This is a genomic window from Collinsella sp. AF33-16, from assembly GCF_003475325.1.
Classification (GTDB): domain Bacteria; phylum Actinomycetota; class Coriobacteriia; order Coriobacteriales; family Coriobacteriaceae; genus Collinsella.
In genome coordinates this window covers 1-12,023 of record NZ_QRQC01000034.1, presented here as the reverse complement: position 1 = coordinate 12,023, position 12,023 = coordinate 1, and the positions used below count along the sequence as shown (strand labels likewise).

At 43.9% G+C, this 12,023-nt stretch carries 10 protein-coding genes and 2 pseudogenes; 2 read left to right on the top strand and 10 right to left on the bottom strand.

All coding sequences use genetic code 11. From position 1 onward, the window contains the following. Window positions 1–330 (top strand): annotated as a pseudogene (locus DWZ52_RS10190) (hypothetical protein); the annotation flags it as partial. An 82-nt stretch (window positions 331–412) separates the two neighbouring features. Here DWZ52_RS10190 and DWZ52_RS09495 read toward each other — a convergent pair. From DWZ52_RS09495 to DWZ52_RS09475, 5 genes are all read right to left on the bottom strand, one after another. Next, the gene (locus DWZ52_RS09495; protein ID WP_158549292.1) at window positions 413–1,552 is read right to left on the bottom strand and encodes a glycosyltransferase; all 1,140 of its coding nucleotides are present in this window, start codon (window positions 1,550–1,552) and stop codon (window positions 413–415) included. 82 nt (window positions 1,553–1,634) lie between these two features. Further along, window positions 1,635–3,638: a DUF6541 family protein gene (locus tag DWZ52_RS09490; RefSeq protein WP_118385421.1), complete on the bottom strand. Its 2,004-nt coding sequence runs from the start codon at window positions 3,636–3,638 to the stop codon at window positions 1,635–1,637. A 328-nt stretch (window positions 3,639–3,966) separates the two neighbouring features. Further along, window positions 3,967–4,323, bottom strand: coding sequence for a DUF2304 domain-containing protein (locus DWZ52_RS09485; RefSeq protein WP_117640018.1), 357 nt, complete (start codon window positions 4,321–4,323; stop codon window positions 3,967–3,969). A gap of 5 nt (window positions 4,324–4,328) precedes the next feature. Then, the gene (locus DWZ52_RS09480) at window positions 4,329–5,003 is read right to left on the bottom strand and encodes a glycosyltransferase family 2 protein (RefSeq protein WP_199411532.1); all 675 of its coding nucleotides are present in this window, start codon (window positions 5,001–5,003) and stop codon (window positions 4,329–4,331) included. Window positions 5,004–5,242: 239 nt separating this feature from the next. Beyond that, the gene (locus DWZ52_RS09475) at window positions 5,243–6,418 is read right to left on the bottom strand and encodes a glycosyltransferase family 4 protein (RefSeq protein ID WP_158549294.1); all 1,176 of its coding nucleotides are present in this window, start codon (window positions 6,416–6,418) and stop codon (window positions 5,243–5,245) included. A 160-nt stretch (window positions 6,419–6,578) separates the two neighbouring features. Here DWZ52_RS09475 and DWZ52_RS09470 point away from each other — a divergent pair, with 160 nt between their 5' ends. Then, complete coding sequence (locus tag DWZ52_RS09470) at window positions 6,579–7,664, top strand: glycosyltransferase (RefSeq protein ID WP_158572446.1); 1,086 nt, start codon at window positions 6,579–6,581, stop codon at window positions 7,662–7,664. 358 nt (window positions 7,665–8,022) lie between these two features. On the opposite strand, the gene DWZ52_RS09465 is transcribed toward DWZ52_RS09470, so the two are convergent. From DWZ52_RS09465 to DWZ52_RS09445, 5 genes and pseudogenes are all read right to left on the bottom strand, one after another. Beyond that, window positions 8,023–8,829: a glycosyltransferase family A protein gene (locus tag DWZ52_RS09465; protein WP_118385420.1), complete on the bottom strand. Its 807-nt coding sequence runs from the start codon at window positions 8,827–8,829 to the stop codon at window positions 8,023–8,025. Between the two features lie 256 nt (window positions 8,830–9,085). Then, window positions 9,086–10,327: a lipopolysaccharide biosynthesis protein gene (locus DWZ52_RS09460; protein ID WP_147325174.1), complete on the bottom strand. Its 1,242-nt coding sequence runs from the start codon at window positions 10,325–10,327 to the stop codon at window positions 9,086–9,088. Between the two features lie 846 nt (window positions 10,328–11,173). After that, window positions 11,174–11,455, bottom strand: a pseudogene (locus DWZ52_RS10350) (RICIN domain-containing protein); the annotation flags it as partial. Between the two features lie 61 nt (window positions 11,456–11,516). After that, entirely contained in the window at window positions 11,517–11,654 is a 138-nt protein-coding gene (locus DWZ52_RS10345; RefSeq protein WP_370446000.1) for an RICIN domain-containing protein, read from the bottom strand. Window positions 11,655–11,691: 37 nt separating this feature from the next. Continuing rightward, window positions 11,692–11,940: a hypothetical protein gene (locus DWZ52_RS09445; RefSeq protein ID WP_117640010.1), complete on the bottom strand. Its 249-nt coding sequence runs from the start codon at window positions 11,938–11,940 to the stop codon at window positions 11,692–11,694. Between the last annotated feature and the right edge of the window lie 83 nt (window positions 11,941–12,023).

Here is a 12,023-nt window from a genome sequence, read left to right as displayed (position 1 = left end):
GGGCTCAATATCGCCGGTGTCAAAGAGGGCGATTACTCACTTCAATCACAATCGCTTTCGAAGACAATCGAATGGGTCGCAAAAAGGTCCTATTCAATCTATCTCCTACAATACGCAACGATAGAATTCGCAACTAATGTTATCTATGCTGGAGCATTAAACGGTGGGTATGCGGCAATCGCATGGCCTCTTAGGCTAGCGACTTGGATTTTAGCAACAGCCGTGGCCTACGGATTGGCATTAGTGGTAGCGTCGGTCGTGGACCCACTCATCATTAAGCCAATCCAGAAAAAGCTTCGATCCTGCGCGACTTTTATTTCAAACAATTGATATTTAAAGGTTCCATGATGATAGCACCATCATGGAACCTTTAATAGCTTTATTAATTATAGAAGTAGGCAAAGGAACGCAGTTAGTGCTTTCCGCGGAGCGCACGATAGACATAGCTTAAGCCACCAGCATTCCAATATGTCTTGAGTGTCTCCAGTTTGCCCGAACTATGCTCGCAGGCACGATGTGCAGCGTAGTAAGTGGGATCGTTGGCAATCCAATCAATCTCGTCAATCTCCCACGGTTCAAAGTATAGAAAGCCCTCGCCGGCGGGATCACAATAAATGGATCGATCAAAATAACGTCGATCAATATAACCCGATTCGATTTCCTGACGCATTTCAGTTGAAAAACGCTCAAGGAACTCAGGCTTAAGCTCATCGCCAAGACGATCATAATTCCAGCGGTAATTGAGGAACTTTGTGTGTGCTCGTACGGGCCCAAGCGTCGCCTTTAAATCGGGACGCTTCTCATCAATAAACCGAGAGATCTCATCATGCTCGTCGCAAACGCAATAAACCTTACCCGGAGAATTAACAGAAGACTTTTCATTATCTTGGCGATAGTGTAGAAACGCACGTCCTGAATAGGCAACGCGATGCGCGCACGAAAAAACTTTGAAGGTAAAACCTAAATCCTGATAAGAAGCGCCAGGGGTGGGATTAAAACGAATTTCATTTTCATCAAGGAATGACTTGAGATACAACGCGGACCAAATAGAAGCTTTAGCCCAAAAAATATCAGGATAATCCAACGGACGATGTGCACCCAAGGCAATCATCTCAGGAGTAGCAAGCTTGAATAGGAGATCCGTACGATACCCACGGGAAACGTCGGGCTTGGACCAATAAAGCCAGAAATTACATTTAAAGACCTCTAGCTGACGAGATTCGGCTTCGGTCAGCATATATTCAAGGGCATCAGCATCAAGAAAATCATCGGACTCGAGGATGGAGATGTACTTGCCCTTTGCAATCTCCAAACCGCGATTCATAGAGTCACCGTAGCCAGAATTTGGCTTATCGATAACAACGAAACGGGGGTCTTCAGAAGCGAATTTATTAATGATGTCTAGCGAAGAATCCGTAGAGCCATCATTAATGCAGATAATTTCAATATCCTTGAGAGTCTGTTTCTGCAGAGAAATAAGACACTTATCGAGATATTTCTCGACATTGCAAATGGGAACCAACACCGAAATTAAGGGAGTAAGAGAACTCAAAATTGGCCTTTCATGATTGACAAACAAAGAAGCGAGAGGTTGATAAAATTCAATTGGCTAGTATACGCGAAACATAAAGAATCTACTCAATCTCATATAATCGCATGCTGCCCTCAGACAACACTGTCTTAAATCCGGGCGTTTCATCATCAATGGTCTCTATACCTTCCCATTGATCGGGAAAATACGACCAGAAATGATGTGGATTATCTTGCTCATTTAAATCCAGAATCAAAACGTACTTAAGACCAAGTTTATCGCAGGCGCTACGAACATCACAGTTGTAACTGATTTCGGAAAGATGGTTCCTAATGAGCTGGCTCTCTTTTGTTTCAGAATCAGAAGAAGGAAGGTTGAACCTGCGATAGTACACATTCATTCCTGTAAGCGAAGCCAAAAATGCACTACCGTCGTTTGGCTCATTAATCACAGCAGCGGAAGCAGGTATTTTAGACAGTGCCTTACGGGAAAATGCAAGCTCTTCATTCGTAAGAACATGAGAATTGTCGATGCAGTTTTCTTGACTTACGATATTTGCATAGTTACCAAAACTTGTATTAAAGGTGAGCAGTCCTTTTAGCTCGAAACTGGGAAGATAAATTAAAGCAACATACGCACACAAAATGGCTAAAGCATAACGCTTGGCGACCTTAGTCGACCAATGTTTAACAATAAACGGGACAAGCTTCTGATATATACATTTGATACCAAAACAAGCTATAACGGTTGCCAAGATGGCAAGATTTACACCAAGTCTATGCGGATCAGTGTACCAAAAACCACCGAACAGGTGTTTCAGGAAACCCTCAGTAGAGACCGAAAGAAAATACCCAAAGCACACCAGACCGTAGGAAAATACCAGCCACCTTTTTACCTTGGAATTCCAAAGCTCTTTTAGACCAACCGCAACAAGCAATGCCACGCCAAGTTGAATCGTATGATCCGTGGTCGAAAGGAAAGCTATATCTATAGCCGCCTGAAACAGCGACTCGGTTTTTGGCCAGTCAAACGAAACTATAGACTGAAACGCAGGCAAACGAAAGCAGACAAACCAAAGTAAAAAGACAACGGCGGCGGCTCCGCTGGCAATAAAGAGGGCAACGCGATCGTCAACTTTATCCTTAGCTATAAAGTAGATTCGACTTACCAGATAGGGAGCAAGAGCAATCACCATGAAAAAAATGCCTGAGGGTTGTGCAAGCCCAATTGCAATCCCCGCTAATACAATGGCGCCAATTTTGCCCATGAGTCTGAAAATGTCATCACAATCAAAGCATACGACAAATAGGCCCATACAAGAGGGAACGAGTGCATAGGCATACAGCATTGGATATAACGGTCCAAACGAAACGAAATCCCACACAGAAGAACTGACTGCCAAAACGAGCACTGACGCCACAAGCGTTAAACGACGAGATTTGAAAATGCAGGAAATGAAATACGTCATCCCCAGCGGGAACACAACGGCAATTAAAGCGGTGTTAACGGCATTAATACCGACAGCGACATTTGCTCCCACGGCAGAACAGCACATAGCGACAAGGCCATGCCAAGCCGAGGGATAGAACGCCTCTGTTCCCAAATAAGGAGAGGGTACAGACCCAAGAGACGCGGTGTATTCAGTGAAGCCGATTGACGAATAATTGCCAGTAGCAATAAATGTAGCAATCTTATTAAGATGATGTCCATTATCAAATGCCTGAAAAATCGAACCGGCAGTATCGAGGTTCTTGGTAAAAAAGACGACAACCAATAGAACGCTTACCGCAAGCGTGGAAAATACAATAGCGACATCCCCTATTTCTATATCTTGCCTTTTATCGGGTCGATGCCTAGTCGCTATTAAGCTGGCAAAACTGAGCAAAATTGCCACGCCCAGCGCAGGTCCAAGAAGCGAAACGGTCGTACAGGGGATGCCATACAGCCCATACGCAATAGGAAGCACTCCGTAGCAAGCAGCACCCAAAAGAGGAGAAACCGCCATAAGAGTAATCAGATTCAGCCTGAGGGGCAAAAACGCAATGATACCCGGCAAATACAAAAAAGCAAGGCAGGCGCTGATGCTCACCGCATATTCAAACCACATTTACAGTTAACCTTTCAAGCTTATGAACATAAAAGCGCCGTTTGATTGCGCTAAATTTATCAATTATTTCACATTGTCATTAATGTTCAAGACAAGGCGAGGCAACCACAACATACTATTTGAAGCACAATGCAAAATATCAAAAGCAGACACAATTACCGAGTCCAAGACCCTTTCGGTACTGCCCTTAAATACTATCCCCACGCCCCGCTGCGCAGCCTACCTATACTTCATCACTCAGATGTTCCGCAACGTAGCGAGTAGGGCTGAATTGTGTGCAACGCGGTCCATGCTGTGGTATAGCTGCTCAAGCAATTAAATATCACAATTAATCGTCATTGGATGACCTAAAGTCGTTACTGTTCCAATTTAAAGCAGCAGCCTGCACCAGAGAATTCAATCGCTCTTCCTGCTTAGCAAGTCTCAAAGAAATAGTAAAATCGCGAACCACCAGAACGGCTATCACATATAGGAAAACAAAATTCGAGGCAGACATAAACCCTAAAAGGCCAGCAATGTGTACGGCAATCTCAGGAAAAATGCCGAGTAAAACAAAGCTTGTGCTGAACAAAAGCCAAAATAAGGAGTCCAAAACCTGCATTTGCGCCTTTTTCAGCTTCCGGATAACGAAATAGAAAACAATAACGGCAAATACAATAAGTAAAATGCGCAGTGTAAATGACATAATAATCACCTAAACCATTGAACTATCAGCAGCGTAGCGAAAACCCTAAGCATATACTGCATTGATTTGACCGGGTTTAAATAGCTCTCTCCACCCTGACGCTCGCGCATTGATACCTGGACTTCGGATACTGAGTATCCTTGTTTTAAAAACAAAGCAATCGATTCTGGCTCGGGATTTAAAGTGTTGTCGTAATAGTATCTTTCAAGCACAGGGCGACTAAACAGCCTGAAGCCAGATGTGGGATCACTAATGCGATGACCGGTCAGCATCTTAATCAATACGGTAATCATGCGTGAACCAACCATGCGCATCGATTTATCTTTGCGGACAGTCAGAAACCTAGAACCGATAACGATGTCGGAACCAGTATTTACCGCTTTCTCAACAAGAGCAGCCAAATACTCCGGACGATGTTGCCCATCTGCATCAAATTGGATCATATAGTCATATCCATGATCAACGGCATATCGAGCCGCGGTCTGAAAACCAACTGTAAGGCCACAGTTAATTGGCATGTCAATAACCTTGCAGTCTAGCGATTTACATATTTCACCCGTACGATCGTAAGAACCATCATTGATGATAATGAAGTCAAACCCTGGAGCAACCGAACGGAGTTCTTTTACTGTGCCTTCAATGCATTCCTCTTCGTTATATGCAGGAATCGCAATGAGCACATTCGATCTTAATGACAATCGAAACCCATTCTCTCGAGACAAATCAGTAGAACCTGAACAACCACTCAATATATCTTATGAGCGGATGAGTCATACGATAACTATATTATTATATATCCGTACGAGGAGAATGGCGCCGGTTAGAGCGCTACACGCGTACCGCAATCTCGTCCGGTGCGCAAGCGCAATGTCGGGAGTGCTGTTTTGTGGTATTCAGCAGCACTCAAACGTGTAAATACTCACTCACGCCCTTTATTAGCGTGTTCCATAGCAGACATTGCTTCTTTAGCGGTCTCACTCCAGCTGAAATTATTTTCAACCCGCCTTTTGACATTCTTGCCCATTTGTTTTAGTCCAATTTCCGAACGACAAGCTGCTTGAATGCCATTAGCAATATCCAGGGGCCGCATTGAGCTAATTAGGATTCCAAACTGGTTATTGGGTGCAATCTCTCGCATTCCGCCAACGTCCGTCGCAATAGGGGGGATACCACATGCTGCAGCTTCTAGCAAGACTGTGGAAAAGCCTTCAGACCGCGAAGGGAGGCAACATGCATCAGATTGCAACATTAAAGCTGCTAAATCTTTACGGGATAGCCCCCCAAGCAAAATCATATTATCGGGTTTAGTTTTATCTGCTTTCAAAAAAAGCGGACCATCGCCTGCGATTGCAATAATAAGCTTGCCTTCGCAACCCTCCGGGGTTTTTTCAAGTACCCTGGCAGCCTCAATGAGCTCAACAATGCCCTTTTCCGGAACGAGCCGTCCTGCAAATGAAATTAAAACCGAATCACTACGGATTCCAAGTTCTTCTCTAAAATTACGGTTACTTGATTCGCTGCAAAATTGGACATAATCTATCGCGTTATGTATTTCTCCTTCGGCTGTGATACCAAACTGAGAAAGCCACTCGCTCGCTTTTTTTGAAACGCCATAAAAGCAGGGATTGTATTTTTTAATCTGATTGATAAGTATAATTTCTACTCGATGAATAAACGGGTCCACAACATGGTTTCCGAGAGTTAAATATGCTGAACCATGTTCGATGACAATGGGTCGAACCCCTGCATTTGATGCAAATCGAGCAGCCTCAATACTTAGAGGATAAAATCGGGTGTTAATAATAACGCTCTCGATATTAAGGGACTTGAGCATTTTCCATGCTTTGCGGTAATCAGCGTTCTTTTTTGGAATTGGATATCTGCCTTTAAGCAAGTTATAGCAAGGGAGTCTTAGAACCTTAATAGAATCAATTGCATCCTCTGACGGAGCAGATTCGGTATTCATCGTAACTACGATGACTTTATTCCCCTTCTTTGTGAGCGCAGTTGCTAGACCTTTTGTGTAAGCTTCAACTCCACCGACATGCGGTTCAAAGAGTGCCGAGAAGATGCAAATGTAGGAATTGTCGCCCATATAATGAAACAGCTCCATAAACTGATTGTTCGGTTAGTTACCCCGAATATTAGTATAATCAGTGCAAAACAATCATTCGGAGGGAAATCTCTTGATCGTTAAAAGCATGGATCCTGTTAATTGCGATTGTCCTTGCAGGGTTCTTCATGTGATAGGCGCCATGGATAGAGGCGGTGCCGAAACGTTGATTATGAATGTGTATCGAAATATCGACAGATCCATTCTGCAATTTGATTTTCTTGTCCACGAAGCTAGAGAGTGTGATTTTGATCCTGAAATTCGTGCTTTGGGTGGGTCTATTTTTTCTATCGATCGCCTAAATGGGATTAACACCGTTTCGTATATAAAACAGTGCCGCGATTTTTTCCGCACGCATCATAACTACTGTGCGGTGCATGTGCATATTGGCTCATCTGCTTGCTTCGTAATTAAAGAAGCGAAGAAATATGGATTATTCTGTATCGCTCATAGCCATAATACAAACCCAAGCCTTTCGCTTCCTGAAATCGGTTTTCGCTTATTCTCATACCCCACACGTTATATTGCTGACTACTATTTAGCTTGCTCTCGCGAGGCGGGTGTGGATCGCTTTGGCAGGGCGGTTGTTACGAGCGATCGTTTCTCTGTATTAAATAACGGAATCGATGTTAAACACTACAAGTTTTCATCTAAAACAAGATCTTCCATGAGGCGTAATCTTGGCATAGCTCCTGAACAGAAAGCTATTTGCCATATTGGGCGTTTTTCAGATGAAAAAAATCACGAATTCTTGTTGAAGGCTTTTGCAAAGTGCGACGGCGGTGAATTTGATGGGCGTTTGTTTCTTATCGGCAGGGGTCCTCTTCGTAATGACATGGAACAACTTGCAGCTGAATTAAATATTCACGACAAAGTTGTATTTCTGGGTGTGCGTTCGGATATTCCTGATTTGTTGATGGCCATGGACCTGTTTGTTTTTCCTTCAAAGTGGGAAGGTCTTGGAATAGCTGCTATTGAGGCGCAAGCTTCTGGACTTCCTTGCATCCTGTCACCCGCTCTGCCCGATATGGCGGTTTGCAGTCCTTACGCTTATAAGATGGATGGTCTAAACAGTACGACAACGTGGGCCGAGAGAATGGTCGATGAGCCAATTCGTGCAGACATGGATCGAATCGATGGAGCTAATTATGTGAGGGAGTCCGGCTTTGATATTAAGTGCACCGTAGACTCTCTTATTTCTTTGTATTTAGATCATGTAGCGATTTAAATAAGCGTAAACACGCTTATTACTGTTCTTCATACCGGAGAACATGCGCGTGCGCTATCAGCGCATCGACCGCGTTCTCGTGGCCGCCATGGCCGAGATGTACGCCACCGGCACCCGCAGGCGCAGCGACTCGCCGAGAAAATCGACGCGTCCAGACTCTCCAAGGACCAAGTGGGCACCATCGGCTCGAGCTTGACGTAGATATGAGGAACTGTGTGAAAGCCCCCCGACCGCGCGCCGTTACCCTACGCCAGGCTCGATGCCACCTGCGATTAAATATGCTGTAGAAAATTAGCTGCGGATAACGCTACATACACAACTATCATCGCAACCCGCAAGTAATTTTTCTTAGCCTGCCTTACTTAACAATACGAAAGGTTTTTAAAAGAAGTCGATAAATAAAACCGCAGAAGGGAATGAACTTTGAGGATATCGGCGCGTTGCTGCCCATCAATTCTCGAACATAAAGTTTGTAGCCTTTCCAGTTGCTAATCAAATGATGATTAACGTTTTTGGTATAACCATCATTCAAATATTCGCAAACATAAATTGGATACGCAAAGCCCCTGACAAGATAGCCATCCATACTGAATCTATTAAAGACAACAGCTTCGGTTACAAACCGTTCTCCTTCAAAAACTGGAAACGGGTATTTTCGCAACCTCGAAGTGAAAAATATTTCAGCTAAGTCACCATCGATTCCTTCTGCTAGGCGGGTAATGGATGAATAGTCCTTATAAGGTTCATCCATCGTTAACAAATAGCCGCCAGTTTCTTTGTTCCCCGGAAAGACTCTTACACCGGAAAAAGCGATTAGCTTTTCGTCGTCTTTTGAAGCCTTCCACATTTTTACAACGGAGCCAAACGCACCGTCAACAAAATAATCATCACTATCAACAGGTAAAAACAGCTCACCATTCGCGTGGCTGAGTCCGTTATTCCAAGCTACATGTTTACCAGCATTTTCCTGATAAAAATAATGTATTTCGAAAGGTAGATCATCATCCGCAATCCAAGATTCAACGAGCTCCTTCGTATTGTCGGAGCTGCCGTCATCGACAATGATCCACTCAAAATCTGAGAACTTTTGCGCTTTTATGCTTTCAAATAAACGTGTGAGCGTATATGCACGGTTATAGCACGGGGTAAAAACACTTAAAAACATAACAATTCTCCGTTAAGAAATCGACTAACAGAACCGATTCGGATCGTCCACGAAAGGAACAAGTGCACGTTCAACGAAACCGCCTCAAGTAATTGTTCATACTGCTGCGGTCGATTAGAAATAGCATCCAAACTCATAGGCAAGTCAAACGTATTGCCCATATACATAACTCAAACTTTCTCGACACTACCGTTTCAAATAACCTGAACGATTAACCGTTGGGGTAAATATGCATATATAAGGCATAGAAGCTCTCTCAAACAAAATGACTTCTCAAAGCCACGAGAAGAAAAACAGCCATCCCCGCAATGCTCACCAAAGAAGATACAATGCAAACAAACGTAACGCCATTCATATCAAAAACCAAAATTAACGGGAATGCAATAACAGAGGCAATAATGGCAATGACGCTACCACAAAATGCACCTCTAAATACGCGAATCGAAATGAGTAAGTCATTCATAAACCACATGAAGCCTGTAAGGACCGCGAGAATAATTAAGGGATATAGCAAGTACACATAGCCATGCATTTGCGTTCCGTAAAGCAAGACCAACACCTTTTCGCCGAGGCAAGTAACTCCTAGCAGTGAAACGAAACAAACGCACGTCATTCCTGCAACACAACGAAACATAAGGTTTCTAAACATCTGATCGTTTTTGTCATTATAACTTTCAGCAAAATAAGACAACAAAGGATTGTAGATATATGAAGCTCCCATCTGAATTATCGCAACGGGAGCAGCAGCAGATGCGTAGATTCCTAAATACGAATCCCCAAAATGAGATGCCAAAATTTGGCGCGGCAGAGAAGCTGCGGAACTTGCTGCAACCGCGGCGATAACAATAGGGAAATAACGAATCAATAGATGGCGCACCTTTAACCACGAGATCCCAAACTTCAAACCTTCAAACGAAGTCGTGCGCGGATAATCAAATACTAAACCGATGACGGCCATCAAAAATGCCAAGAGTACGAATGTAATAACAAGATTATGGCTGAAATAATAAAAGGTTGAAAATCCGATTACAGAAAGAAGCCCCTGAAGAATTAGAGACTTTCCAATAAAATCCATTCGGTGATTTCTTTGATCACAAGCATGAAAAACATCTATCGTCAGAGCTAATAACCTGTAAATGGAATATGCAATCGTAATCAAAACCGCATAAGGTGATACGGTAACCACCGCATACACAATGAGTAAAACAAAAGCAATTGCATTAGTAAGAAGCCGAAATGACAGATATTCCCCGAGAGTATTTTCTCCGGTTATATCACTAATTTGTATCGTATACATACGATACTGACTAATAGGAGAAAACACACCGAATATAGCAACAGCCAGAGAGTAGAGGCCGGCATCATCGAAGCCCGTAGAAAGACGTACAACAAGAATGGATATTAACCACTGACATCCAAGATTAACTATAGATCCTGCAGCATTCCAAACCATGTTAGCGCGAATCGATAACGGTTCATACTTTGGCTGATAAATCACAAACGTAATCCTTGCTCATACAACTAATCAAAATATTTCAAATCAAGGTTGCTGATTGATCTATCCCAAAATCACAATCAACAACCTCTTAGGCGCAAAGCTCCCTTATTTTGGGGCAAGTTTCAAAAGACCAAGAGCAATATGTACCCATACTTTAGAATCCACAGAAACGAAAAGGCTTCGACAATAAGGCGTAGTCAACACCATTTGAAGAGAATTTTCAGTTATCACGTAAGAGAGCCCGGACGCCTTAACCTCCAGGGATGCCAAACCAAAGCCCTCGAAAAGCGACGAAGAGTAAATATTTTTTATATTAATACAATCCTTTTGTCTCAAGAGACTTATCTGAAAATATTACAGATTCTGACAATCCGAGCTCTCTTACGTAATCTTGTACAGATTTATGGCCTTTTCCATCACTGACCAATAGGAGTCTAGATTTCTGATTGCCCATTTCTTTATGAATCTCAGCGAAAACGCCAATCAAAAAACCATAATTCTTCTGTAGATGGAATCTCTCTACGTGGATAACGCGATTGCCTATATGCCAAGTAAGCATTGCGCCCGATGGCCACTTATCCACCGGGAGCAGCATATACCTTGACTCCGCCAACATAAGCTAAATTATATAAAACCCTTTAGAAGGAACCCCCGACACTCCTTACATTAAACAGAACGCCAGGCAATTCAAGGGAAGCGACTATTCCTATGGACGCGGAGGAGCCAGAAGCGCAGAGATACTGGCCTGTAGCCGCGTTTTGCAGAGCGATCTTACCGCCAGACAATGTACTGCGCCACCGCTGAGAATCCGCGCTGCTTGATATCATCTGAACAAGCTCTCCCCCATCAGTCAGAGAGAGCGCTTTTCCAGAGCCGATGCGCCCGATTATCGAGTTGCTGCTGCTCAGTTTTGGCAGGAGTTAGCACCCATCGCTGAGCGGCCGTGCCGTTTGCCTCATACAACTGTACTGCAGAGCCATTTGCGGCAGCTCCACCTGCCACGTCAATGGCAAACGACTGGTTGAGCGCCGAAATTAAGGTGTAGATGCCATTGGTTTCTTTAATTGCGACCCAGCGCTGCGCAAGGGTGCCGCTATCGGACCAAAGCTGAACGGGATTTCCATTGCTCGCGTTACCGCCGAGGCATCAAGCGCGCAACCCTTGACGGAAGTAACGACAACAAAGCCTTCTAATCGTGAGACACACGCCAGACCTGAGCATTCGTCTTGTTTCCACTGTACAGCTGCAGCTTTCTACCAGCAGATGCCGTACCACCAGGAACATCCAGTACAAAATTGCTGTTAACCGAAGAGCCAAAAGTGTACAACTCATCCGCAAGGTCATCAACGTGCCCGGAAGCAAGATCATAGACAGACTTGGGCTTTTTCCGGTTTCACAGCATCAGTCGAATCCGAAACATTCGAATCGGACGTGCTGTCCACGTACATAGCTTCGTTGGCAACGAGCTCGGATTCGTTCAACTGGTCTGCAGCGATGGAGGCATTTGCATCTTGACCGGTAGCCACGTTGTCTTCAGCAAATGCGGGAACGAGACAAATTCCCAACAGAAGCACGATAAACACCGAAGCAAACATAGCTTTTCGATTGCCCATGTCTGTCCCCTTTCATACGGTTGCTTACACTCTGTGCCAAGAAGTGAGTATTTGCCCGCATGAGCACCGCTGAATATTGCGAA